The 25,853-nt window shown below is 71.6% G+C and carries 19 protein-coding genes; 14 read left to right on the top strand and 5 right to left on the bottom strand.

Translation table 11 applies throughout. The features are described 5' to 3' along the window. Positions 1-7: 7 nt before the first annotated feature. The 5 genes from ACZ67M_RS05285 (at position 8) to aroQ (ending at position 5,835) form a co-directional block, all read left to right on the top strand. Positions 8-586, top strand: a complete 579-nt coding sequence (locus ACZ67M_RS05285; protein ID WP_122615064.1) for a TerD family protein — start codon at positions 8-10, stop codon at positions 584-586. Positions 587-711: 125 nt separating this feature from the next. After that, the gene (locus tag ACZ67M_RS05290; protein ID WP_469849604.1) at positions 712-2,751 is read left to right on the top strand and encodes a TerD family protein; all 2,040 of its coding nucleotides are present in this window, start codon (positions 712-714) and stop codon (positions 2,749-2,751) included. A gap of 256 nt (positions 2,752-3,007) precedes the next feature. Next, the gene (locus tag ACZ67M_RS05295) at positions 3,008-4,006 is read left to right on the top strand and encodes a TerC family protein (RefSeq protein ID WP_361361345.1); all 999 of its coding nucleotides are present in this window, start codon (positions 3,008-3,010) and stop codon (positions 4,004-4,006) included. 152 nt (positions 4,007-4,158) lie between these two features. Continuing rightward, complete coding sequence (locus ACZ67M_RS05300; RefSeq protein ID WP_385802995.1) at positions 4,159-5,259, top strand: calcium:cation antiporter; 1,101 nt, start codon at positions 4,159-4,161, stop codon at positions 5,257-5,259. Positions 5,260-5,361: 102 nt separating this feature from the next. Continuing rightward, positions 5,362-5,835, top strand: coding sequence for a type II 3-dehydroquinate dehydratase (aroQ, locus tag ACZ67M_RS05305; RefSeq protein WP_122615068.1), 474 nt, complete (start codon positions 5,362-5,364; stop codon positions 5,833-5,835). A 208-nt stretch (positions 5,836-6,043) separates the two neighbouring features. On the opposite strand, the gene ACZ67M_RS05310 is transcribed toward aroQ, so the two are convergent. Both ACZ67M_RS05310 and ACZ67M_RS05315 read right to left on the bottom strand, forming a co-directional pair. Beyond that, entirely contained in the window at positions 6,044-6,700 is a 657-nt protein-coding gene (locus tag ACZ67M_RS05310) for an MBL fold metallo-hydrolase (RefSeq protein ID WP_122615069.1), read from the bottom strand. A 49-nt stretch (positions 6,701-6,749) separates the two neighbouring features. Then, positions 6,750-7,436, bottom strand: a complete 687-nt coding sequence (locus ACZ67M_RS05315; RefSeq protein WP_361361339.1) for a maleylpyruvate isomerase family mycothiol-dependent enzyme — start codon at positions 7,434-7,436, stop codon at positions 6,750-6,752. A 224-nt stretch (positions 7,437-7,660) separates the two neighbouring features. Here ACZ67M_RS05315 and uvrA point away from each other — a divergent pair, with 224 nt between their 5' ends. After that, positions 7,661-10,738: an excinuclease ABC subunit UvrA gene (uvrA, locus tag ACZ67M_RS05320; protein WP_469849606.1), complete on the top strand. Its 3,078-nt coding sequence runs from the start codon at positions 7,661-7,663 to the stop codon at positions 10,736-10,738. Between the two features lie 159 nt (positions 10,739-10,897). On the opposite strand, the gene ACZ67M_RS05325 is transcribed toward uvrA, so the two are convergent. After that, positions 10,898-11,806, bottom strand: coding sequence for a carbohydrate kinase family protein (locus tag ACZ67M_RS05325; RefSeq protein ID WP_469849608.1), 909 nt, complete (start codon positions 11,804-11,806; stop codon positions 10,898-10,900). Further along, complete coding sequence (locus tag ACZ67M_RS05330; RefSeq protein WP_469849609.1) at positions 11,803-12,867, bottom strand: LacI family DNA-binding transcriptional regulator; 1,065 nt, start codon at positions 12,865-12,867, stop codon at positions 11,803-11,805. The genes ACZ67M_RS05325 and ACZ67M_RS05330 overlap by 4 nt, the downstream gene beginning before the upstream one ends. A 205-nt stretch (positions 12,868-13,072) precedes the next feature. On the opposite strand from ACZ67M_RS05330, the gene ACZ67M_RS05335 reads away from it, so the two are divergent. After that, the gene (locus ACZ67M_RS05335; RefSeq protein WP_361361331.1) at positions 13,073-13,498 is read left to right on the top strand and encodes a Rieske (2Fe-2S) protein; all 426 of its coding nucleotides are present in this window, start codon (positions 13,073-13,075) and stop codon (positions 13,496-13,498) included. A 46-nt stretch (positions 13,499-13,544) separates the two neighbouring features. Here the strand turns inward: ACZ67M_RS05335 and ACZ67M_RS05340 are convergent, their stop codons facing one another. Next, positions 13,545-14,495 carry a hypothetical protein gene (locus ACZ67M_RS05340; protein WP_361361329.1) on the bottom strand — a complete coding sequence of 317 codons (951 nt, stop codon included), beginning with the start codon at positions 14,493-14,495 and terminating at the stop codon, positions 13,545-13,547. Positions 14,496-14,847: 352 nt separating this feature from the next. Here ACZ67M_RS05340 and uvrC point away from each other — a divergent pair, with 352 nt between their 5' ends. The 7 genes from uvrC (at position 14,848) to ACZ67M_RS05375 (ending at position 25,840) form a co-directional block, all read left to right on the top strand. Beyond that, positions 14,848-17,022, top strand: a complete 2,175-nt coding sequence (gene uvrC / locus ACZ67M_RS05345; protein ID WP_469849611.1) for an excinuclease ABC subunit UvrC — start codon at positions 14,848-14,850, stop codon at positions 17,020-17,022. After that, positions 17,019-18,035 carry an RNase adapter RapZ gene (rapZ, locus tag ACZ67M_RS05350; protein WP_361361325.1) on the top strand — a complete coding sequence of 339 codons (1,017 nt, stop codon included), beginning with the start codon at positions 17,019-17,021 and terminating at the stop codon, positions 18,033-18,035. Before uvrC ends, rapZ begins: the two co-directional genes overlap by 4 nt. After that, positions 18,032-19,123, top strand: coding sequence for a gluconeogenesis factor YvcK family protein (locus tag ACZ67M_RS05355; RefSeq protein WP_125492556.1), 1,092 nt, complete (start codon positions 18,032-18,034; stop codon positions 19,121-19,123). Before rapZ ends, ACZ67M_RS05355 begins: the two co-directional genes overlap by 4 nt. Continuing rightward, positions 19,114-20,106: a DNA-binding protein WhiA gene (gene whiA, locus ACZ67M_RS05360; protein ID WP_122615079.1), complete on the top strand. Its 993-nt coding sequence runs from the start codon at positions 19,114-19,116 to the stop codon at positions 20,104-20,106. Before ACZ67M_RS05355 ends, whiA begins: the two co-directional genes overlap by 10 nt. Before the next feature lie 191 nt (positions 20,107-20,297). Beyond that, the gene (locus ACZ67M_RS05365) at positions 20,298-23,252 is read left to right on the top strand and encodes a M14 family metallopeptidase (RefSeq protein ID WP_469849613.1); all 2,955 of its coding nucleotides are present in this window, start codon (positions 20,298-20,300) and stop codon (positions 23,250-23,252) included. Between the two features lie 226 nt (positions 23,253-23,478). Continuing rightward, positions 23,479-24,489, top strand: coding sequence for a type I glyceraldehyde-3-phosphate dehydrogenase (gap, locus tag ACZ67M_RS05370; RefSeq protein ID WP_361361319.1), 1,011 nt, complete (start codon positions 23,479-23,481; stop codon positions 24,487-24,489). A gap of 139 nt (positions 24,490-24,628) precedes the next feature. Next, positions 24,629-25,840, top strand: coding sequence for a phosphoglycerate kinase (locus ACZ67M_RS05375; RefSeq protein ID WP_469849615.1), 1,212 nt, complete (start codon positions 24,629-24,631; stop codon positions 25,838-25,840). Positions 25,841-25,853: the final 13 nt, after the last annotated feature.

Raw genomic sequence — 25,853 nt, forward strand, 5'->3', positions numbered from 1 at the left:
TCAGCGCGTGACCGTCAACATGACCAAGGGTCAGGCCATCAGTCTGCAGAAGAACGACGGCGGCAGCCTGACGTCGGTGCGCATGGGTCTCGGCTGGCAGGCGGCTCCCCGGCGCGGCCTGTTCGGCTCCCGCACCCGGGAGATCGACCTGGACGCCTCCGCGGTCCTCTTCGCGGACAAGCAGCCGGTCGACGTCGTCTTCTTCCGCCACCTGGTGAGCGACGACGGCTCGGTCCGCCACACCGGGGACAACCTGGTCGGCGGTGTCGGCCAGGGCGGCGACGACGAGGCGATCCTCGTCGACCTCCAGCGCATCCCGGTCCACATCGACCAGATCGTCTTCACCGTGAACTCGTTCACCGGCCAGACCTTCCAGGAGGTGCAGAACGCGTTCTGCCGCCTGGTCGACGAGACCAACGGGCAGGAACTCGCCCGCTACACGCTGGCCGGCGGCGGCGCCTACACGGCGCAGATCATGGCCAAGGTGCACCGCGCGGGCCAGGGCTGGTCGATGACCGCCATCGGCACCCCGGCCAACGGCCGCACCTTCCAGGACCTGATGCCGGCCATCCTGCCGGTCCTCTGACGAGCGACGAAGCCGCAATGCCGGTCCCGTGAGGGGCCGGCCGAACACCCCGTCCCGTGAGCGGGTCGGGCGAGCGCCGCACGGCACATCACGAGTGACGCACGAGTGACACAGGGGGACAGGCGATGACGGCCGAGCTGACGCGGGGACAGAACCACCCGCTTCCCCGGACCCGTCTGGAGATCCGGGTCTCGGCCGGCACGCCGATCGTGGCCGGAGCCACGCTCGGCGACGAGAAGGGCACGGTCCACGGGGTCGAGTGGGTGGCTCACCCGGGCACCCCCACCCTGCCGGGCCTGGAGGTCTCCCGGCAGGCGGCCGCCGACCACCGCCTCGCGGTGGACCTGGACGCGGTCCCGGACACCGTGCACCGCGTGAGCGTGCTGCTCGCCCTGCCCGCCGGCGGGCAGGGCCCGGTCCGTTTCGGGGCCGTCGCCGCCCCCTTCGTCGCGGTCACGGATCTCGACGGCGACGAAGTCGCCAGCTACACCGTCACCGGCCTGGACCGCGAGTCCGCGGTCGTCGCCCTGGAGCTCTACCGGCGCCAGGGCGCGTGGAAGGTGCGCGCCGTCGGCCAGGGCTACGCGGGCGGCCTCGCCGAACTGCTCACCGACCAGAACCTGCCCCAGGCCCACCAGCTCGCCGGGACCATCCACGAAGCGGTGGCGCGCGGGCTGGCCCGTTCGGTGCCGGCCCCTCCGGCCCACGCCGCGGACGCCGACCGCCCCCGGCAGACCGCCGCCCCGGCGCACGGTCCGGACCACGGCGCCGCACCCCAGGGCACTCCCGGCCCCGTACCGCCGGTGTCCCCGTACGACACCCAGAGCCCCACCGGCCCGCAGACACCCGGCGGTCCGGGACAGCACGGGACGCAGCAGCCGTACCGGGGCGGCACGGGCGACCCCGCACCGGCCGGCCAGGCGTCCACGCCCACCGGCGGCGGCCCGATCGACTACAGCCACCCGCGCCGTCAGAACGCGGCCCCGCCGCCGCCCCCGCCGGCCGCGCCCCCGGCCGAACCGGGCCGGCCCACCCGGCCCGTCGCCGGTGACGCCACCGGCTGGTCCATGGAGGAGCGGCTCTACAACCAGGTGTGGGGCATGTTCGAGGACCTCTCCCGCACCATGGCCGCGTACCGCAGCGCCGTGGACTTCGCCGACTCGCGCATGGAGAAGGAACTCGACCGGGCCCTCTCCGACCCGCGCAGCCGGATCGGCGGACAGGGAGACGCCGCCCGCGAGGCGGCACGTGCCCGGCACGACCAGTTGGTCTCCCAGGCCAGGGAGGTCCTGGACCGGGACGTCGCCCAGCTGGTCGCCGAGGCCGAGGTCGTCGAGCCCGCCCTGCCCGCGGCGTTCGCGCGCTGGGACAACCCGGTCTGGCACGCCTACCGCGTCCCCATGGAGATACCGATGGCCCTGCGGCTGGGCGATCTCCATCTGCCGGAGGCCGACCGCGTACGCATCCCGCTGCTGATGCGGCTGCCGCTGGAGCGCGGTCTGTGGATCGACAGCGGGCGTTCCGCCTCGCTCGACGGTTCGGTCTCGGACTCCCACGAGACGCGGCGGCTCGGCCTGGAGACGGCGGTCGCGCACGCGGCCCGGCTGCTCGCCGTGTACCCCGCGGGCGAGTTCACGGTGCACGTCATCGACCCGGCCGGATCCGGTGCGCAGCCGCTGGCACCCCTCGTGCGGACCGGAGTGCTCGCCGCTCCGCCCGCCCTCGGCGCGGCGGGGACGGCGGACGTGCTGGCCCGCCTCACCCAGCGCGTCGACCTGGTGCAGATGGCGTTGCGCGGCGGTGCTCCCGACGCGCTGCCGCCCGGTGTCGACACCTCCCAGCAGCTCCTGATCGTCAACGACTTCCCGCACGGCTTCGACGACCGGGCGGTGAACCAGCTGCGCTACCTCGCCGACGAGGGGCCGGCCGTCGGCGTCCACCTGATGATGGTCGCCGACCGGGAGGAGTCCGCGGGGTACGGGCCGCTGCTCGACCCGCTGTGGCGTTCACTGCTCCGGCTGACACCGGTGCCCGACGACCACCTGGCCGACCCCTGGGTCGGGCATGCCTGGACGTACGAGCCGGCGCTCGTGCCGCCGGGCAGCCAGGTGCTCCAGCAGGTCCTCGCCCAGGTCGCGGCGGCCCGCCGTTCGTGGGGCGGGTAAAGGGCTCCGAGCTGGGCTTTTGAGCTTAATTTGCAAATCTCTTTACCCTCCCTTGGTGAATGGGGTACTGTCGTCCGTACGGAGGGGAGTACTCCCTGTCTGTGCGGCGACCCCGTCAATACGGATCAGGCCAGATCCCGGGGCGTCGGCCCGTGGGTTCCGCGGACGCGCAGTGCGTTCCGGACACCCGGGGTGGAAGAGACCTCCGGCAGCGACGACGCTGACATTTGCCGTGTGACGCACTGCCGGAGGCGTAGTGGAAGTTTCTGTGACCCTGTGGGTCCTGACCATCGTGGGCCTCGCCGCCCTCATCGCGGTCGATTTCTTCATCGGCCGCAAGCCGCACGACGTATCGATCAAGGAAGCGGGAATCTGGACGGTCGTCTGGATCGTCCTCGCGGGCCTCTTCGGAGTCGGCCTGCTCATCTTCGGCGGCGGCCAGCCCGCCGGCGAGTTCTTCGCGGGCTTCATCACCGAGAAGTCCCTCAGCGTGGACAACCTGTTCGTCTTCGTCCTGATCATGGCGAAGTTCGCGGTGCCCTCGCAGTACCAGCAGCGCGTGCTGCTTATCGGTGTCCTCATAGCCCTGGTCCTCAGGGCGATCTTCATCGCCGCGGGCGCCGCGATCCTCGCCAGCTTCGCGTGGGTCTTCTACATCTTCGGTGCCTTCCTGATCTGGACCGCCTGGAAGCTCATCCAGGAGGCCCGGGCCGACGAGGAGGACGAGGAGTTCGAGGAGAACAAGCTCCTCAAGGCCGCCGAGCGCCGCTTCGGTGTCGCCGACCGATACCACGGCACCAAGCTGTGGATCGAGGAGAACGGCAAGCGGATCATGACCCCGATGCTGGTCGTGATGCTCGCGATCGGCACCACCGACGTGCTCTTCGCGCTCGACTCCATCCCGGCGATCTTCGGTCTGACCCAGGACCCGTACATCGTGTTCACGGCCAACGCGTTCGCCCTGATGGGCCTGCGCCAGCTGTACTTCCTCATCGGCGGTCTGCTGAAGAAGCTGGTCCACCTCTCGTACGGCCTGTCGGTCATCCTGGGCTTCATCGGCGTCAAGCTGGTGTTGCACGCCCTGCACGAGTCCGGGGTGCACGTTCCCGAGATCAGCATTCCGGTCTCGCTCGGCGTGATCTGCTCCGTCCTGATCATCACTACGATCACCAGCCTGCGGGCCTCCAAGAAGCAGGCCCAGGCGGAAGCGGTGGCCGGGAGCGACGACGGCAAGAAGGACAGCGTCGAAGCGTGACCGGACACGGTCCGATCCCCAGTCGGCCGTAGGCCGGTCGTAGGCGACCACCACCGGGAGCGGCGGGCGGCGAGGAGCCGCCCGCCGCTTCTCCTTCGCCGGTCCGTGTGACAGAGAATGCGGGGCACGTCGCCCTCTGCGACGATCGCCGCATGATCACGCGTCCCAGGGACCTCATCACACAGTGGACGGCCATCAGCCCGATGGCCGCGGTGGTGCTGCTGATCCTCACCTGGGGACGCGATCTGCCCGGAGCCCTGGTCGCGCTGATGACGGTCGTCCTCGCGACGGCCGTCCTGGCCGCCGTGCACCACGCGGAGGTCGTGGCCCATCGGGTCGGTGAACCCTTCGGTTCCCTGGTCCTCGCCGTCGCGGTGACGGTCATCGAGGTCGCGCTCATCGTGACGCTGATGGTGGACGGCGGCGACAAGAGCGCCACCCTGGCCAGGGACACGGTCTTCGCCGCCGTGATGATCACCTGCAACGGCGTGGTGGGCCTCAGCCTCCTGGTCGGCTCCCTCCGGCACGGCATCGCCCAGTTCAACGCCGAGGGCACCGGCGCCGCCCTCGCGACGGTGGCGACCCTGGCCACCCTCAGCCTGGTGCTGCCGACGTTCACCACCAGCGCGCCCGGCCCCGAGTTCTCCACCGTGCAGCTCACCTTCGCGGCGCTCTCCTCGCTGATCCTCTACGGCCTGTTCATCGCCACCCTGACCGTGCGGCACCGCGACTACTTCCTGCCGATCACCCGGCACGGCGAAGTGATCACGGTCGAGGAGCACGCCCACGCACCGTCCGCCCGTACCGCCCTGACCAGCCTGGTGATGCTGGCCCTGGCGCTGATCGGCGTCGTCGGACTGGCGAAGGGGGTGTCGCCGACCATCGAGGACGGAGTGGAGGCCGCCGGGCTCCACCACGCCGTGGTCGGCGTCATCATCGCCCTGCTGGTGCTGCTCCCCGAGACCATCGCCGCGGTGCGTTCCGCGCGCCGCGACCGGGTGCAGACCAGCATGAACCTCGCCCTCGGCTCGGCGATGGCGAGCATCGGCCTGACCATTCCCGCGGTCGCCCTGGCCTCCGTGTGGCTCACCGGGCCGCTGGTCCTGGGCCTGAGCGCCATCCACATGGTGCTGCTCGCCCTGACCGTGGTCGTCGCCTCGCTGACCGTCGTGCCGGGACGGGCCACCCCCCTCCAAGGAGGAGTGCACCTGGTGCTGTTCGCGGCGTACTTGGAGCTCGCGATCAACCCGTAGGCGCAGGGGACGGCCGGTCTGGGCTCCGATGCACCGTGATAGACCGGGGGCCGAGCAGCGGTCGCGCAAGGGCCGCCGCACCCCTCACGGACCGGAGGAACCGTGCCCCGCACCCTGGCCAACGCCCCGATCATGATCCTCAACGGCCCCAACCTGAACCTGCTGGGCCAGCGACAGCCGGAGATCTACGGCTCCGACACCCTTGCCGACGTCGAGGCCCTGTGCGTGAAGGCCGCGGCGGCACACGGCGGCACGGTGGACTTCCGGCAGTCCAACCACGAGGGCGAGCTGGTCGACTGGATCCACGAGGCCCGGCTGAACCACTGCGGGATCGTGATCAATCCCGCCGCCTACTCGCACACCTCCGTGGCCGTCCTGGACGCGCTCAACACCTGCGACGGGCTGCCCGTGGTGGAGGTCCACATCTCCAACATCCACCAGCGGGAGCCGTTCCGGCACCACTCCTACGTCTCGCAGCGCGCCGACGGAGTCATCGCGGGGTGTGGTGTGCAGGGATACGCGTTCGCCGTGGAGCGGGTCGCCGCGCTGGCCGGGACGGGGCAGGCCCGGGCCTGAGCCCGCCGGGGCCGCCGGTCGAGGGCGGGAATCGGGAGACCGGCGGCCCGTACCGCACGGGAGCCGTCATCCCGCGCGGGGCTGCCTTCAGTGGACCGCCCCCGTAGGCGGGCCGGGAGCGCGTGCGGAGCACCGGTGTGTGCGAACGCGTCACACGGGGCGCGCACGCCGGTGCGAGCGCGGGGTGTCCGCGCCGCGCTCCCGTCGCTCACCAGCCGCGTGCGCGCCACTCCGGCAGATGCGGCCGCTCCGCGCCGAGCGTGGTGTCGTCGCCGTGGCCGGGATAGACCCACGTCTCGTCCGCGAGCACGTCGAAGACCTTCGTCTCCACGTCGTGGAGCAGGCTCGCGAACGCCTTCGGGTCCTTGTGGGTGTTGCCCACACCGCCCGGGAAGAGGCAGTCCCCCGTGAACACATGGGGGTGCCCGTGCGGGTCGTCGTACACCAGGACGATGGAACCCGGCGTGTGGCCGACCAGGTGGCGAGCGGTGAGTTCCACCTGCCCCACCCTGATCGTGTCCCCGTCGTCGACCGCGACGTCGGTCGGCACCGGGATGCCCTCGGCGTCGTAGCGGCCGGCATGGGTGCGGGCCCCGGTGGCGGCGACGACCTCGGCGAGCGCCTGCCAGTGGTCGCCGTGGCGGTGGGTGGTGACGACGGACGCGATGCCGTCGTCACCGATCGTGCCCAGCAGTGTGTGCGCGTCGTTGGCGGCGTCGATCAGCAGTTGCTCGTCGGTGGCCCGGCAGCGCAGCAGATAGGCGTTGTTGTTCATCGGGCCGACCGCGACCTTGGTGATCATCAGGTCCTTGAGCTCGTGCACGTCGGCGGGTCCGCCGACCGTCACCTCTCCGCTGTACGTCATGACGGCCAGCCTAGCTCCGGGAGGCGGTCCGCGGACCGCCGTGCACCGGCTACAGCGGCGGGAGTTCCGGCAGCGGGCCGCCCGTCACCGTGAGCGCGGAGCCTTCTCGGCGCCCGGCGAGCCAGCCGAGCAGATCCGCCGGGGAACCTGTCACGGTCACCTCCGGTGCCTCCGCCTCCCGGCCCGTGCGCCACGCGTGCGTACCGTCCGTCAGCCGGGTGGGCGGCACGTCCGGGTGCCCGGTGAAGCGGGCGGCGAGGAAGTCGGTCTCGCGCCCGGTGAACTCCGCCGGAAGATCCTCCAGCTCGTACCCGATGCCCAGGTCCACGTGGTGCAGCTCCACCTCGACCCACCGCCGGAACGGCACCCGGGACGCGGAGTCGGTGACACCGTTGCGCAGCTCCACCGTGCGCGACCAGTCCGCGGGCGCCGCACCGGCCGCCTGGAATCCGGCCGCGCTCTCGCGGACGTCCGCGAGCTGGGCGTCGAGGGACCGCGGGGCGTCCCGCTCGATGTCGGCGTCCCGGGCCTCGCCGGAGACGTACATGGGACGTCCTTCGAGGACGTTCACGAGCGCGTCGGCGTTGCGGGCGAGGTGGGCGAGGACGTGGCCGCGGGTCCAGCCGGGAAGCCGTGACGACTGCGTCACGGACGCGTTGTCCAGTTTCCCGACCGCGGTGAGCAGCCGCTCGGTCGCGTCACGTACAGACGCCAGGTCATGAGCGTGATCAATCATGGTGCTGACCCTAGACCGGGCCACACCTTCGGGTGAAGGTTGCGGACGACCCCCGCTATTCGAATGTGCGTGCTATAAGGTCGGAGGCGGCGTCGGGCATGCTGGGAAGTCGGGGTTTGTTGACAACCGGTGAATCCGACCGGCGTTGTCAGTGGCTCCCCCTAGTCTGAGAAAAGACGGGGGCCCCGCCCCTGTCACTTCTCTCAAGAAAGGTGCGGACCGGCGTGGCCGACCGTCTCATCGTCCGTGGCGCGCGCGAGCACAACCTGAAGAACGTCTCGCTCGACCTGCCGCGTGACTCGCTCATCGTCTTCACGGGCCTCTCCGGGTCGGGCAAGTCCTCCCTGGCCTTCGACACGATCTTCGCCGAGGGTCAGCGGCGCTACGTGGAGTCCCTCTCCTCCTACGCCCGGCAGTTCCTCGGCCAGATGGACAAGCCGGACGTCGACTTCATCGAGGGCCTCTCCCCGGCGGTCTCCATCGACCAGAAGTCGACCTCGCGCAACCCGCGCTCCACGGTCGGCACCATCACCGAGGTCTACGACTACCTGCGCCTGCTCTTCGCCCGAATCGGCAAGCCGCACTGCCCGGAATGCGGCCGGCCGATCTCGCGCCAGTCGCCGCAGGCCATCGTCGACAAGGTCCTCGAGCTGCCCGAGGGCAGCCGCTTCCAGGTGCTGTCGCCGCTGGTGCGCGAGCGCAAGGGCGAGTTCGTGGACCTGTTCGCGGAGCTCCAGACCAAGGGCTACTCCCGCGCGCGGGTGGACGGCGAGACCATCCAGCTCTCCACCCCGCCGACGCTGAAGAAGCAGGAGAAGCACACCATCGAGGTGGTCGTCGACCGCCTCACCGTCAAGGACTCCGCCAAGCGCCGCCTCACCGACTCCGTCGAGACCGCGCTCGGACTGTCCGGCGGCATGGTCGTGCTCGACTTCGTCGACCTCCCCGAGGACGACCCCGAGCGCGAGCGCATGTACTCGGAGCACCTGTACTGCCCGTACGACGACCTGTCCTTCGAGGAGCTGGAGCCCCGCTCCTTCTCCTTCAACTCGCCCTTCGGCGCCTGCCCCGACTGCTCCGGCATCGGCACCCGCATGGAGGTCGACCCGGAGCTGATCGTCCCCGACGAGGACAAGTCCCTCGACGAGGGCGCCATCCACCCCTGGTCGCACGGGCACACCAAGGACTACTTCGGCCGCCTGATCGGCGCCCTCGCGGACGCGCTCGGCTTCCGCACGGACATCCCCTTCGCGGGCCTCCCGCTGCGCGCCCGCAAGGCCCTGCTGAACGGCCACAAGACCCAGGTCGAGGTCCGCTACCGCAACCGGTACGGCCGCGAGCGCCGGTACACCACGGCGTTCGAGGGCGCGATCCCGTTCGTCAAGCGCCGGCACAGCGAGGCCGAGAGCGACTCCAGCCGTGAGCGCTTCGAGGGGTACATGCGCGAGGTGCCCTGCCCCACCTGTGAGGGCACCCGGCTCAAGCCGCTGGTCCTCGCGGTCACCGTCATGGGCAAGTCGATCGCCGAGGTCTCGGCGATGTCCATCAGCGACTGCGCCGACTTCCTGGGCGAGCTCAAGCTCAGCGCCCGCGACAAGAAGATCGCCGAGCGCGTGCTCAAGGAGGTCAACGAGCGACTCCGCTTCCTGGTCGACGTCGGCCTGGACTACCTCTCGCTGAACCGCGCGGCCGGCACGCTCTCCGGCGGCGAGGCCCAGCGCATCCGGCTGGCCACCCAGATCGGCTCCGGACTCGTCGGCGTGCTCTACGTCCTCGACGAGCCGTCCATCGGCCTGCACCAGCGCGACAACCACCGGCTGATCGAGACCCTCGTCCGGCTCCGCGACATGGGCAACACCCTCATCGTCGTCGAGCACGACGAGGACACCATCAAGGTCGCCGACTGGATCGTCGACATCGGCCCCGGCGCCGGTGAGCACGGCGGCAAGGTCGTGCACAGCGGCTCCCTCAAGGGGCTGCTCGACAACGCCGAGTCGCAGACCGGCCTGTACCTGTCCGGCAGGAAGGCCATCCCGCTGCCCGACATCCGGCGCCCGCACGACCCGTCCCGGCAGCTCACCGTGCACGGCGCCCGGGAGAACAACCTCCAGGACATCGACGTGTCCTTCCCGCTGGGCGTCTTCACGGCCGTCACCGGTGTCTCCGGTTCCGGCAAGTCGACCCTGGTCAACGACATCCTGTACACGCACCTGGCCCGCGAGCTGAACGGCGCCCGGAGCGTGCCCGGCCGCCACACGCGCGTGGACGGCGACGACCTCGTCGACAAGGTCGTGCACGTCGACCAGTCGCCCATCGGCCGCACCCCGCGGTCCAACCCGGCGACGTACACCGGAGTCTTCGACCACGTCCGCAAGCTGTTCGCCGAGACGACGGAGGCGAAGGTCCGCGGCTACCTGCCCGGCCGCTTCTCCTTCAACGTCAAGGGCGGCCGCTGCGAGAACTGCGCGGGCGACGGCACGATCAAGATCGAGATGAACTTCCTCCCGGACGTCTACGTCCCGTGCGAGGTCTGCCACGGTGCCCGGTACAACCGGGAGACCCTGGAGGTCCACTACAAGGGCAAGTCCATCGCCGACGTCCTGAACATGCCGATCGAGGAGGCGACCGATTTCTTCGAGGCGGTCCCCGCGATCTCCCGGCACATGAAGACGCTCAAGGACGTCGGTCTCGGCTACGTCCGGCTCGGCCAGTCGGCGACCACCCTGTCCGGCGGTGAGGCCCAGCGCGTCAAGCTCGCCAGCGAGCTTCAGCGCCGCTCCACCGGCCGCACGGTCTACGTCCTGGACGAGCCGACCACCGGTCTGCACTTCGAGGACATCAGCAAGCTGCTGACGGTCCTGGCCGGCCTGGTCGACAAGGGCAACACGGTCATCGTCATCGAGCACAACCTCGACGTGATCAAGACCGCCGACTGGGTCGTCGACATGGGTCCCGAGGGCGGCGCCGGCGGTGGCCTGGTGGTCGCCGAGGGCACGCCCGAGCAGGTCGCCGGGGTTGCCACCAGCCACACCGGCAAGTTCCTGCGGGACGTCCTCGGCGCCGACCGGATCAGCGACGCGTCCTCCGTGCGGAGCCCGCGCAAGGCGGCGGCGAAGACGGTGGCGGCCAAGGCCACCGCCAAGAAGACCGCGACGAAGCCGGTCGCGGACACGGCCGCGAAGAAGGCCGCTCCCAAGGGGGCCGCGGCGAAGAAGACCGCCGCGAAGACCTCCGCCGCGAAGACGGCCAAGAAGGCCGCCAAGCCCGCCGCGAAGAAGACGACGCGGACGAGCAAGGCCTGAGCCGAGTCCGGCGCCGCCGCACCGGCCGACATCGACGCGCCGGGGCCCACCATCATCCGTGGGCCCCGGCGCGTCGCACATGCGGCCCGGGTCGGCCGTGCGGGCGCCCGCGGGCTTGACGACCCGCGTCCGTGCGGTCCGCGCCCGCCGGGCGCGCCGTCAGACGGTCATCTCGTGGGCGTACGGCGGTTCGGCGCCCGCGCGGGAGCAGGTGAGCGCGGCCGCGCGGGCGGCGAAGCCCAGCAGCCCCGTCCACCCCTCCGGTCCCAGGGCGGCCAGGCCGTCGGGGTCGAGGGCGTCGCGTGCCGCGAGGCCGTGCAGCAGTGCCGCGTTCACCGTGTCGCCCGCACCGATCGTGTCCACCACCTCGACCCGCTCACCCGGCACCGCGTACTCGCCCCCGTCGCGGGTGAACGCGGTCAGCCCGGCGCCGCCCCGGGTGACCACGACCGCCGCCGGCCCGGACGCCAGCCACTGACGGGGCGTGCCGCCGAGCCACGCGGCATCCTCCTCGGACAACTTCAGCAGCGACACGGACGGCAGCCAGCTCTTGAACCGGGCCCGGTAGGCGTCCGGTTCGGGAATCAGCCCGGCCCTGATGTTCGGGTCCAGCGCCGTGAAGACGCCCCGCGCGGCCGTCTCGCGCAGCAGCCCCTCGTACGCGCTCGCACCGGGCTCCAGCACCAGTGAGCAGGTCCCGAAGGACACTGCCCGGGTGCCCGGCGGCAGGTCGGCGGGCACCGTGAACAGCCGGTCCGCCGTGCCGTCCACGTAGAAGGAGTAGGCGGCCGAACCGTCCGCGTCCACCGAGGCCACGGCGAGCGTCGTCGGCTCGGTCCCGCGCTGCACGGGCGCGACGTCCACACCCGTCTCCCGCAGCCGGTCCAGGAGCGCCTCACCGAAGGCGTCGTACGAGACCCGGGAGCAGAAGGCGGTGGGGGAGCCGAGGCGGCCGAGTGCGACGGCCGTGTTGTACGGACCGCCGCCGAGGGCGGGCCGCAGAGCGGCGAGGGCGCCCGTGCCCTGCGGTACCAGGTCGATCAGTGCCTCACCGGCGACGACGATCACGGGAGGGTCCTTTCGGGAGCGGTGACGTGGGCTTGCCCGGTCTGCTCGGGGCAGCCGCAGGACGTGCGGTGGACGAAGGCGCAGGGCAGGCGCACGGTCCGGGCGGGCCGGTCCGGCGCGGCGAGGCGTTCCAGCAGCAGCCGCACGGCCCGCGCGCCGAGATCCCTGCTGGGCTGGGCGACGGCGGTGAGGCGCGGCGTGAAGAGGTCGGCCCACGCGAAGTCGTCGAAGCAGCACAGCGCGAGGTCGCCGGGCACGGACAGGCCCCGGTCCCGGAGGGCCCGCAGCGCGCCGATCGTCATCGCGTTGTTGGCCGTGACCAGCGCGGTGGGTGGCACCGCCCGCGACAGCAGGGCCGCGGTGGCTCGTTCGCCGCCTTCCGCCTCGGAGTCGCCGTGGACCAGCAGCCGGTCGTCGAAGGGCAGTCCGGCGGCCGCGAGGCCGTGCCGGTACCCGGTGATCCGCTCGCGCGTCGTGCTGAGCCCCGGCCGGCCCGCGACCAGGCCGATCCGGCGATGGCCGAGTCCGGCGAGGTGACCGACGAGCAGCGCCGTCGGCTCGGCGCCCTCTGCGCAGACCTGGTCGAAGCGCGGCGCGCCGTCGCCCTCCGGCACCTCGACCACCCGGTCGAGGAACACGGCCGGCACCCGGTGGCGCCCCAGATAGGCGACCAGGTCCCCCGGCTCGGCGGAGGGCGCGACGATCATGCCGTCCACGCGCCGCTCGTGCAGCAGCTGTACGACCTTGCGCTCGTGCCCGGGATCGTCGTGCGGGTCGGCGATGAGCAGGCTGTAGCCGTGCTCCAGCGCACTGGCCTCGACGCCCTGGAGGATCTCCGTGAAGTACGGGTTGCTGATCGCCGACACCGCGAGCCCGATCGAGCGGGTGCGGGAGGTCACCAGGGAACGGGCCAGCGTGTTGGGGGTGTAGCCCAGCTCCTCGACGGCGTCGAGCACCGCCTGGCGGGTGCCCGGCAGGACCGGGCGCGTGTCGTTGAGCACGTGCGAGACGGTCGCCACGGAGACCCCCGCGCTCCGGGCGACATCCACCATGGTCGGCATCGGCGTCCCCATCTCCGTATCGCCGCGCACCGGCTCGGTGCCGCGTGTGCGTGCGTCGGCCGGGACCGTACCCCATGCGCCGGGTCGGCGTAAACGCTTGCGCAAACGTTTACGTCGCAGGTCCGGAACAACCCACCCGCCCCGGAACGCCGACCCGCCCGCCGGATATCGTCGCCCTGCACGCCCCCTGAACAGTGGAGACCCCATGCCTGGCCGCCCCGCCCCGAGCCGCCGTACCGTCCTGCGCTCGGCGGCCCTCACCCCCGTCGCCGGACTCGCGACGGCCGCCTGCTCACCGGGCGACGACGGCGCCGCCCCGGCCAGGCCCACCGCGCCCGTCGAGCTGGGAGCGGAGGGCGAGGTCGCCAAGGGCGCGACGAAGCTCTACCCCGACGGCAACGTGGTGGTCAGCCGGGCCGAGGACGGCACCCTGAAGGCGTTCAGCACGGTCTGCACGCACGCCGGGTGCCCCATCAAGAAGCTGGAGGGCACGAAGCTGGTCTGCCCCTGTCACGGCAGCGAGTTCGACGCCCGGACCGGCGAGGTGCTGCACGCCCCGGCGACCGCGCCGCTCATCGAACTCCCGGTCGAGGTGAAGCGGGGCCGCATCGTCGCGAGCCCCGGGACCTGACAGCGGCCGGCGAGGGGCTGCCGGTCACCGCGCCCGCCCGCGCCGCCTACTCCCAGTCCCACCCGATCCCCAGCATCCCCGTCCGCGCCCGCGGCTCCACCAGGTGCACCGAGTGGTGCCTGCCGCTGAGGGCCAGCTCCTGCCGGCCGCCGCGCGGTGCCGCCGGCGAGTGCTGGGTGAACCGGTGGCAGCGCACCGGCAGCGCCGCGGCGTCGAACCGCACCTGGAGCGCGTACTGCCCGCCCGCCGAACCGAACCCGCGGACGTACTCCCGAGACACCCCCGCCGTGCCGTCCTCCACGCCGTAGCGGAAGAGATGGGTGTCCCCGGCGCGCAGCCACGTGTCGAAGAGCACCTCGGTCACCAGCAGACCGGTGTCGTGGTGGATGCGGACGCGGCCCGTGCGGCAGTTCTCCAGCGCGTGGACCGTCATCCGCGCGGGAGCGCATCCCGGATCGCCGTAGTGGACGGCGACGAAGCGATCGACGCCGTCGCGGTGGGCGCGGACGATGTGGTGCGACTCGCGTCCCGCCAGTTCCCGGTGGGCTCCGACGCGGATCAGTTCGTGGTGCCCGAGGATGTGCACCCCGCTGTCCGGCGACGGCTGGTCCAGTTCGGCCAGCAGCCGGTCCAGGACGCCGGAAGCCTCCAGGTGGGCGCGGTAGGAGCGGGTGGCGGGCCGCCGCTCGGGGGAGTCCTCCTCGGCCTCGGCGAGCAGGCGGATCAGCGACTCCTCGGGCAGCTGGAGTATCTCCTCCAGGGCTCGCACGGCCCGCAGCGACTCGGGGCGCTGCGGGCGGCGGGCGCCCTGCTGCCAGTAGCTCAGGCTGGTGACGCCCACCTTCACCCCGTGGCGCGACAGATGGTGCTGCACACGCTGCAGCGGTAGTCCGCGAGCGGCGATCGCGGCCCGCAGGGCCGCGTGGAAGGGGCCACCGCGCAGGGCCGAGTCGAGTTCCGCGGTGGCGACGTCCGCGTGCTGTGTGGCGTGCGGCATGCAGGGGCCTTTCTGTGAAGTTCACGACGGCTGGTCAGACCGTTCGACGCGGATCGCCGGGGCCGCCCTCCCCCGGTCGCGGCGCAGCGGTCTTCACATCCGTACGCCGTGCTTCAGGGCCCCGAGTCCCCCCGCATTGAAGCGTGTTGACCTAGTCCCGACAACACCTGACGCCCGACCGTCACGCACTCCTGGCCGAGAACGCACGGGCCCGCCGTCCCGAGGGCACGCGGCGTGACCGACCGGCCCCGGACCGTCCTCCCCGGGCTTCCCCGGACGGCCGTCCACAGGGGCCGGACCCGTCGTCCACAGCCCCGCCGGAGTGTCGGCCCTCGCCAGTAGGGTGTGACTCATGGCCGACCCCTCCAGCTACCGCCCCAGGCCGGGTGAGATCCCGGACTCCCCGGGGGTGTACAGGTTCCGTGACGAGCACCGCCGGGTGATCTACGTCGGAAAGGCGAAGAGCCTGCGCCAGCGCCTGGCGAACTACTTCCAGGACCTGGCGAACCTTCACCCCCGCACCCGCACCATGGTCACCACGGCCGCGTCCGTGGAGTGGACCGTGGTGTCCACGGAGGTCGAGGCGCTCCAGCTGGAGTACTCCTGGATCAAGGAGTACGACCCCCGGTTCAACGTCAAGTACCGCGACGACAAGAGCTACCCGTACCTCGCGGTGACGATGAACGAGGAGTTCCCACGCGTCCAGGTGATGCGCGGCCACAAGAAGAAGGGCGTGCGCTACTTCGGGCCGTACGGGCACGCCTGGGCGATCCGCGACACGGTCGACCTCCTGTTGCGCGTCTTCCCGGTGCGCACCTGCTCCGCCGGTGTCTTCAAGAACGCCGCCCGTACCGGCCGCCCCTGTCTGCTCGGCTACATCGGCAAGTGCTCCGCCCCCTGCGTGGAACGGATCTCCGCCGAGGACCACCAGGAGCTGGCCGAGGAGTTCTGCGACTTCATGGCCGGCCGCACCGGCACCTATCTGCGCCGTCTGGAGCGGAAGATGGGCGAGGCGGCCGAGGACATGGAGTACGAGCGGGCGGCGCGCCTGCGCGACGACATCGGGGCGCTCAGGAAGGCCATGGAGAAGAGCGCGGTCGTGCTCGCCGACGCCACCGACGCCGACCTGATCGCGGTCGCGGAGGACGAGCTGGAGGCCGCCGTCCAGATCTTCCACGTGCGCGGCGGACGCGTGCGCGGCCAGCGCGGCTGGGTCACCGACAAGGTGGAGGAGATCACCACCGGCGCCCTCGTGGAACACGCCCTCCAGCAGTTGTACGGGGAGGAGAGCGGGGACGCCGTTCCCAAGGAGGTCCTGGTCCCCGCCCTGCCCGAGCCGGTGGAGCCGGTCCAGCAGTGGCTGACCGACCGCCGGGGTTCGGGCGTGTCGCTGCGCATCCCGCAGCGCGGCGACAAGAAGGCGCTGATGGAGACCGTCCAGCGCAACGCCCAGCAGGCTCTCGTCCTGCACAAGACCAAGCGCGCCTCCGACCTGACGACGCGTTCGCGCGCCCTGGAGGAGATCGCCGACGCCCTGGATCTCGACAGCGCCCCGCTGCGGATCGAGTGCTACGACATCTCCCACCTCCAGGGCGACGACGTCGTGGCCTCCATGGTCGTCTTCGAGGACGGACTGGCCCGGAAGAGCGAATACCGCCGGTTCCAGATCAAGGGCTTCCGGGGACAGGACGACGTCCGTTCCATGCACGAGGTCATCACCCGCCGCTTCCGCCGCTATCTCGCCGAGAAGGAGCGGACCGGCGAGTGGGCGGACGGGGAGGACGACGGCGCCACGACGGCCACCACCGACGGCGAGACCCCCGGCCGCGACGCCGCGCCCGGCAACGGCACCGCACCCGACCCCCACGCCACCCCCCGCGACGCCGCCGACGACCTCGCCCTGACGGACGGGCCGGCCCTCAAGGACGACGACGGCCGCCCCAAGCGCTTCGCCTACCCGCCCCAGCTCGTCGTCGTCGACGGCGGACAGCCGCAGGTGGCGGCCGCCCAGCGGGCCCTGGACGAGCTCGGCATCGACGACATCGCCGTCTGCGGCCTCGCCAAGCGCCTGGAGGAGGTCTGGCTGCCCCGCGAGGACGACCCGGTCGTCCTGCCCCGCACCAGCGAGGGCCTGTACCTGCTCCAGCGGGTCCGCGACGAGGCCCACCGCTTCGCGATCACCTATCAGCGCACCAAGCGTGCCAAACGCTTCCGCTCCAGCCCGCTGGACGAGGTGCCGGGCCTGGGGGAGACCCGCAAGCAGGCGCTGATCAAACACTTCGGTTCGGTGAAGAAGCTGCGGTCGGCGACGATCGACCAGATCTGCGAGGTGCCCGGCATAGGCCGGAAGACGGCCGAGACGGTCGCCGTGGCCCTCGCCCGGGCCACCCCGGCCGCGCCCGCCGTCAACACGGCGACCGGAGAGATCATGGATGACGAGGACGGGGCGCCCGAGACGACGGCGGACGCCCCGGGGGAGCCCGTGTCCGCGGGCACCCCGGACGAACGACGGGGGCAGGAGAGATGACCGAGCACGAGGCACAGCCCACAGCCGGACGAGAACAGACCCACCGCACGACCGGCGAGGACGCCGGCCGGCAGACGGCCGGCCCCGGACCGGGCCAGGACGACGGAGCACAGGTGAGTACGGGCAAGGAAACAGCCGGGGCGCACGAGGCGGCCATCCCCGAGCTGGTGATCATCTCCGGCATGTCCGGAGCCGGCCGCTCGACGGCCGCCAAGTGTCTGGAGGACCTCGGCTGGTTCGTCGTCGACAACCTGCCGCCGGCGCTGATCCCCACCATGGTGGAGCTGGGCGCCCGCTCGCAGGGCAACGTGGCCCGCATCGCGGTCGTCGTCGACGTCCGCGGCCGGCGCTTCTTCGACAACCTGCGCGAATCCCTCGCGGACCTCGACACCCGCGGTGTCACCCGGCGGATCGTCTTCCTGGAGTCCTCCGACGACGCGCTGGTGCGCCGCTTCGAGTCGGTGCGCCGCCCGCACCCCCTCCAGGGCGACGGCCGCATCGTCGACGGCATCGCCGCCGAGCGGCAGCTCCTGCGCGAGCTGCGCGGCGACGCCGACCTGGTGATCGACACCTCCAGCCTCAACGTGCACGAGCTGCGCGCCAAGATGGACGCCCAGTTCGCCGGCGAGGAGGAGCCCGAGCTGCGGGCCACCGTCATGTCCTTCGGCTTCAAGTACGGCCTCCCGGTCGACGCCGACCTGGTCGTGGACATGCGCTTCCTGCCCAACCCGCACTGGGTCCCGGAGCTGCGCCCCTTCACCGGCCTGAACGAGGAGGTCTCCTCGTACGTCCTCAACCAGCCGGGCGCCAAGGAGTTCCTCGACCGCTACGCCGAGCTGCTCCAGCTGATCGCCGCGGGCTACCGTCGGGAGGGCAAGCGCTACGTGACCGTCGCCGTCGGCTGCACGGGCGGCAAGCACCGGTCCGTGGCCATGTCGGAGAAGCTCGCCGCCCGGCTCGCCGCCGAGGGCGTGGAGACGGTGGTCGTCCACCGGGACATGGGACGGGAATGACTGGACGTACTCCGCGGCTGAGCAGGCTGCGCCGGGTGGTGCCCGAGGGACGCGGCGGCAGGACCGCCGAGACCCGCGCCGCCCGGCCCGAACAGGCGCGCGGCGGCAGGCCGCGCCGCCGGGGCGCCCAGCCCAAGGTCGTCGCCCTCGGCGGCGGCATGGGACTGTCCGCCTCGCTCGCCGCACTGCGCCGGATCACCGGCGACCTGACCGCCGTCGTCACCGTGGCCGACGACGGCGGCTCCAGCGGGCGCCTGCGCGACGAGCTGGGCGTGCTGCCGCCCGGCGACCTGCGCAAGGCCCTGGCCGCGCTGTGCGGCGACGACGACTGGGGCCAGACCTGGGCCCGCGTCATCCAGCACCGCTTCCAGTCCCAGGGCGACCTGCACGAGCACGCGGTCGGCAATCTACTGATCGTCGCCCTGTGGGAGCAGCTCGGCGACCACGTCCAGGCGCTCGACCTGGTCGGCAAGCTGCTCGGCGCGCACGGGCGGGTGCTGCCCATGTCCGCCGTCCCGCTGGAGCTGCAGGCCCTGGTCCGGGGGCACGACCCCGGCCGCCCGGACGAGGTGGACACCGTCCGGGGGCAGGCGACGGTGGCGCTCACGCCCGGTGAGGTGCAGTCCGTGCACCTGGTGCCGGGCGCCCCGCCGGCCGTCCCGGAGGCGGTGGACGCCGTCCTGGACGCCGACTGGGTGGTGCTCGGGCCGGGCTCCTGGTTCTCCTCGGTCATTCCGCACCTGCTCGTGCCGGATCTGCTGGACGCGCTGGCCGAGACGAAGGCCCGCCGGGTCCTCTCCCTCAACCTCGCGCCCCAGCCCGGAGAAACCGAGGGGTTCTCTCCGCAGCGTCATTTGGAGGTTTTGGGACGACACGCCCCTAAACTCGCCCTGGACGTGGTGCTGGCCGACGAGGCCGCCGTGCCCGACCGTGACTCGCTCACCGACGCCGCGAAACGGTTCGGCGCCGCGGTCGAACTGGCTCCGGTCGCCCGGACCGACGGGACCCCGAGGCACGACCCGGAGCTGCTGGCCGCCGCGTACGACCGTATTTTTCGGATGCATGGAAGGATCGGCCCATGGCGATGACGGCAGCGGTGAAGGACGAGATCTCCCGGCTCCCCGTCACCCGGACCTGCTGCAGAAAGGCGGAGGTATCCGCCATCCTGCGGTTCGCCGGCGGCCTCCACCTGGTGAGCGGGCGCATCGTGATCGAGGCGGAGCTGGACACCGCGCGGGCGGCCCGCAGGCTCAAGCAGGACATCCTGGAGATCTTCGGGCACAGCTCGGAGCTGATCGTGATGGCGCCGGGCGGGCTGCGGCGCGGTTCGCGTTACGTCGTTCGGGTGGTCGCGGGCGGTGACCAGCTGGCCCGGCAGACCGGCCTGGTCGACGGGCGGGGCCGCCCCATCCGCGGCCTGCCGCCGCAGGTGGTCTCGGGGGCCACCTGCGACGCCGAGGCCGCCTGGCGCGGCGCGTTCCTGGCGCACGGCTCGCTCACCGAGCCCGGCCGCTCCTCCTCCCTGGAGGTGACCTGCCCGGGGCCCGAGGCCGCGCTCGCCCTGGTCGGCGCCGCCCGCCGGCTCTCGATCCCCGCCAAGGCCCGCGAGGTGCGTGGCGTGGACCGGGTCGTCGTCCGCGACGGCGACGCGATCGGCGCCCTGCTCACCCGGCTCGGCGCCCACGACTCGGTGCTGGCCTGGGAGGAGCGGCGGCTGCGCCGTGAGGTCCGCGCCACCGCCAACCGCCTCGCCAACTTCGACGACGCCAACCTGCGCCGCTCGGCCCGCGCGGCCGTCGCCGCGGGCGCCCGGGTCCAGCGGGCTCTGGAGATCCTCGCCGACGACGTGCCGGAGCACCTCGCGGCCGCCGGCCGGCTCCGCATGGAGCACAAGCAGGCCTCCCTGGAGGAGCTGGGCGCCCTCGCGGACCCGCCGCTGACCAAGGACGCCGTCGCGGGCCGCATCCGCCGCCTGCTGGCCATGGCCGACAAGCGGGCCTCGGACCTCGGCATCCCCGGCACGGACGCCAACCTCGGCGAGGAGGAGCTGGCGGACAACCTCGTCGGCTGACCGAACACGCGTCGGCCCGCCGCACATGAGCCGTCAACAGGCCGGTGCGGGCGCCCACTTGGGTGATCCGTACCGGCCTTCGTGTGTCTTTGTCGCGCCCTTGACTCGATCATGAGCTGTCATGAGCCTGGCATCTGTTCGCCACTGTGGCGGAACCAGGCCTGTCAGACAGGCCCCATCTAGGGGGGTTCATGAGACGAAGAGCGAGATCGATCCTCGCCGTCGGCGCGCTCCTGATCGGCGGAGCGGGCTTCGCACCCGTCGCCCAGGCACAACCCGCGAGCCCGGAGACCCCGGACGCGGACGAGGTGAAGGTCTTCCGTGCCGACGTCACCCAGGAGCAGGTGCCCCTGCTGCTGGCCGCCGGACAGGACGGCCACGAACTCACCGAGCGGGTCCCGGACCGGGGCACCGCCACCGTGGAGGTCTACCTCACCGACCAGCAGGCCGGCAAGCTGGAGAAACAAGGCGTCGACCTCACCGAGCACGCCCTTTCCAGCCGGGCCGAGAAACGCGTCGAGGACGCCGCCGACGGCGTCTTCCGCCCGTACAGCGGCAGCGGCGGCCTCCGTGAGGAGATCCTGCGGACCGCCCGGCAGAACCCCCGCCTCACCAAGGTCGTCTCCATCGGCAGGACGGTGAACGGCCAGGACATCCTCGCGCTCAAGCTCACCAAGAACGCCAAGGAGTCCAAGGACGGCTCCAAGCCCTCCGTCCTCTACATGTCCAACCAGCACGCGCGTGAGTGGATCACCCCGGAGATGACCCGGCGGCTGATGCACCACTACCTGGACAAGTACGACGAGGACCGGCGGATCAGGAAGCTGGTCGACTCCACCGAGCTGTGGTTCCTGCTGTCGGCCAACCCGGACGGCTACGACTACACGTTCGAGAACACCGACAACCGCCTGTGGCGCAAGAACCTGCGCGACAACAACGGCGACGGCGCCCTCGGCGCCGGCGACGGCGTCGACCTCAACCGCAACTTCGCCTACAAGTGGGGCTACGACGACGAGGGCTCGTCCCCGAACCCCACCAGCCAGACCTACCGGGGCGCCGGCCCGAACTCCGAGCCCGAGACCAAGGCCCTGGACCGCTTCCAGAAGCGGATCGGCTTCACTTACGGCATCAACTACCACTCCGCCGCCGAGCTGCTCCTCTACGGCGTCGGCTGGCAGGTGGCCACCGACACCCCGGACGACGTCCTCTACAAGGCGCTGGCCGGCACGCCCGAGAACTCCGCGATCCCCGGCTACCACCCACAGGTCTCCTCGGAGCTGTACACCACCAACGGCGAGGCCGACGGACACGCCGCCAACGTCAACGGCACGGCGATGTTCACCCCGGAGATGTCGACCTGCCAGACGGTCTCCGAGCAGGACCCCGACGACGAATGGAACGCGGCCGACTGCCAGTCGGGCTTCAACTTCCCCGACGACGAGAAGCTGATCCAGCAGGAGTTCGCGAAGAACATCCCCTTCGCGCTCTCCGTCGCCGAGAGCGCCGCCCACCCGGACCGGCCCTCCTCCTCGGTCGGCCTGGACGCCGCCGACTTCACCCCGGACGCCTTCACCACGTCCTACGCGCGCGGCGCCGCCCAGGAGGTCTCCGTCGTCGCCCGCAAGTCCGTGCGCGACAAGGAACTGAAGTACCGCGTCAACGGCGGACGCACCCACGACGTGCGGCTGAAGCCCTGGCGGGGCGGCGAGACGTACGGCGGTGAGGACAACCTCTACTTCGACGAGTACCGCGCCAAGATCGGCCACGGCGAACGCGGCGACCGGGTCGAGGTCTGGTTCACCGGCGAGACCAAGGGCGGCAAACGCACCGCGAGCGAGCACTTCACGTACAAGGTCGCGGAGCGGCCGGTCGCGGACGTCCTCGTCGTCGCCGAGGAAGGCGCGAAGGCCACGCAGACCCGGACCTACGTCGACGCCCTCAGGGCGAGCGGCAAGCGGGCCGCCGTCTGGGACGTCGCCACGCAGGGCGCGCCCGACGCGCTCGGCGTCCTCGGCCACTTCGACACCGTCGTCCACTACACGGGCGCCGCGGTGCCCGGCAACGCCACCCAGCTCCAGCTGCGCGCCTTCCTCAACGAGGGCGGCCGGCTGATCGAGGCCGGTGAGCAGGCGGGCGGCGACGTCGACCTCGGCGGCGGCAGCCTCTCCGACGACTTCAGCCAGTACTACCTGGGCGCATACACCCGCACCTCGACCACCGGCGCCACCGGGTTCACCGGCACCGGACGGCTCGACGGCGCCACCGGCGTGTTCGGGGCCGCGCCCGGCAACCCGCTGGACACCGCCGGAACCTACAGCGTCACCTCGGACGAACTGCCCGCCGACACCTATCCGCAGTTCGCGAGCGAGGGCGCCGGAAGGTTCGCCGGGACGGTCAACCCGTACGGGCCCTACGCGGGCGCGTGGATGGCGGCCGCCGTCCACACCGACGACGCCTACAAGCGCCTCACCCGCACCATCGACCTCACCGGTGTCACCGCCGCCGACCGTCCCACGCTCCGTACCCAGCTGCTGTGGGACACCGAACGCGGCTACGACCACGCCCTGGTCGAGGCGCACACCACCGGCGGCGACGACTGGACCACGCTCCCCGAGGCCGGCGGCGCCACCGGCACGGCCGTGCCCGCGGAGTGCGGGGCCGGCTTCTACATCGGCGGGCACCCCTGGCTGGAGCACTACCTCACCCTGTCCGACGACGGCTGCACCGCGACCGGCACCACCGGGCAGTGGAACAGCCTCACCGGCGCCTCCGGGGGCTGGCGGCAGGTCGAGTTCGACCTGAGCGCCTACGCCGGGAAGTCCGTGGACGTGTCGATCGCCTACGTCACCGACCCCGGCAGCGGCGGCCGCGGCGTGCTCGCCGACGAGGCCTCGCTGGTCGTCGGTTCCACGGCCACCGGCACCGAGGGCTTCGAGACCTCGCTGGGTGCCTGGCGGGTCTCCGGACCGCCCGCCGGCAGCCCCGCCGTCCTGAAGGACTGGGCCCGCACCGGGACCCTGTTCCAGACGTACGGCGCGGTCACCACGGACGACACCGTGCTGCTGGGCTTCGGCCTGGAGCACCTGACCGAGCCGGCCGCCCGGGCGGCACTGGTCAGGCAGGCGCTGCGTGCCCTGGACGAGTGAATCCGGGCCCGGCGGGGACCGGACGGTGTAACGAAATCGGGTGATCGGTCCCCGTACCGCACGGCGGTCCGTACCCCTACTGGCGGGTACGGACCGCGGTGCCGGGTATGGGGCGTCTCGATGTCACCCCGCAAGCCTCGGAGAGGTAGGGTCGGGGGTGGTCGGGGACATCCCAAATACAGCTCGCCGGCACATCGGGCCGGCGTACCAACGAGGAGATCGGTTCGTGACGATCCGCGTAGGCATCAACGGCTTTGGCCGCATCGGTCGTAACTACTTCCGCGCGCTGCTGGAGCAGGGTGCAGACATCGAGATCGTGGCTGTCAACGACCTGGGTGACACCGCGACCACCGCCCATCTGCTGAAGTACGACACCATCCTCGGCCGCCTCAAGCAGGAGGTCACGCACACCGAGGACACCATCACCGTCGACGGCAGGACCATCAAGGTCCTCTCCGAGCGGAACCCGGCCGACATCCCCTGGGGTGAGCTGGGCGTCGACGTCGTGATCGAGTCGACCGGCATCTTCACCAAGAAGGCCGACGCCGAGAAGCACATCGCCGGTGGCGCCAAGAAGGTCCTCATCTCGGCTCCGGCCAAGGACGAGGACATCACCATCGTGATGGGTGTCAACCAGGACAAGTACGACCCGGCGAACCACCACGTCATCTCCAACGCCTCCTGCACCACCAACTGTGTGGCGCCGATGGCCAAGGTCCTCGACGAGAACTTCGGCATCGTCAAGGGCCTGATGACGACGGTCCACGCGTACACGAACGACCAGCGCATCCTGGACTTCCCGCACAAGGACCTGCGCCGCGCCCGCGCCGCCGCGGAGAACATCATCCCGACCACCACGGGTGCCGCCAAGGCCACCGCGCTGGTCCTCCCGCAGCTCAAGGGCAAGCTGGACGGCATCGCGATGCGCGTCCCGGTCCCCACCGGTTCGGCCACCGACCTGGTCGTGGAGCTCCAGCGCGAGGTCACCAAGGACGAGGTCAACGCCGCGTTCAAGAAGGCCGCCGACGACGGCGACCTCAAGGGCGTCCTGTTCTACACCGAGGACGCGATCGTCTCCTCGGACATCGTCGGCGACCCGGCCTCCTGCACCTTCGACTCCTCCCTGACCATGGTCCAGGAGGGCAAGTCGGTGAAGATCCTCGGCTGGTACGACAACGAGTGGGGCTACTCGAACCGCCTCGTCGACCTCACGGTCTTCGTCGGCGAGCAGCTCTGAGCGACTCAGACTCAGCAGGCACCTCGCATGCGGTAGCAGGGCTCGGGCAGCGCAACGTCGCGCCGTCCGGGCCCTGCGTCGCGTCCGCGGTGACCGGCCCTCGTAGGATCACGAGCGATCCGAGAACCCAGGAGCCCTCTTGAAGACGATCGACGAACTGCTCTCCGAAGGCGTCGCGGGCAAGCGCGTATTCGTCCGCGCCGACCTCAACGTGCCGCTGGACGGCACCACCATCACCGACGACGGCCGCATCCGCGCCGTGGTGCCCACCGTCAAGGCCCTGGCGGACGCGGGCGCGCGCGTGATCGTCGCCTCGCACCTGGGCCGCCCCAAGGGCGCCCCGGACCCCGTCTACTCGCTGGCCCCGGCCGCCGCCCGCCTCGGTGAGCTGCTCGGTGCCGACGTCGCCTTCGCCGAGGACACCGTCGGCACCTCCGCCGAGGCCGCCGTGTCCGGCCTCGCCGACGGCGGCGTCGCGGTGCTGGAGAACTTGCGCTTCAACGCCGGTGAGACCAGCAAGGACGACGCCGAGCGCGCCGCCTTCGCCGACCGGCTGGCCGGCCTCGCCGACGTCTACGTGGGTGACGGCTTCGGCGCCGTGCACCGCAAGCACGCCTCGGTCTTCGACCTCCCCAAGCGGCTGCCGCACTACGCCGGCCACCTGATCGCCACCGAGGTCGGCGTCCTCAAGAAGCTCACCGACGACGTCCGGCGCCCGTACGTGGTCGCTCTCGGCGGCGCCAAGGTCTCGGACAAGCTCGCGGTCATCGACGAGCTGCTCGGCAAGGCCGACCGGCTCCTCATCGGCGGCGGCATGGCCTATACCTTCCTCAAGGCCAAGGGCTACGAGGTCGGCATCTCCCTCCTCCAGGAGGACCAGATCCCGGCCGTCAAGGAGTACATCGAGCGCGCGGAGAAGACCGGCGTCGAGCTGGTCCTCCCCGTCGACGTCGTGGTCGCGCCCGAGTTCCCCGACCTCAAGGCGAAGGCGCCGACCCACCCCGACACCGTCGCCGCGGACGCCGTCCCGGCGGACCGGATGGGGCTGGACATCGGCCCCGAGTCCCGCAAGCTGTACGCGTCCAAGCTCGCCGACGCCGCCACCGTCTTCTGGAACGGGCCCATGGGCGTCTTCGAGCACCCCGACTACGCCGAGGGCACCAAGACGGTCGCCCAGGCGCTTCTCGACGCCCCGGGCTTCACCGTGGTCGGCGGCGGCGACTCCGCCGCGGCCGTGCGGACGCTCGGTTTCGACGAGAACGCTTTCGGCCACATCTCGACCGGCGGCGGCGCCTCCCTCGAATACCTCGAGGGCAAGACGCTCCCCGGCCTCGCCGCACTGGAGGACTGACCCGCAATGGCAT

The sequence above is a fragment of the Streptomyces sp. NPDC107500 genome (assembly GCF_055582785.1).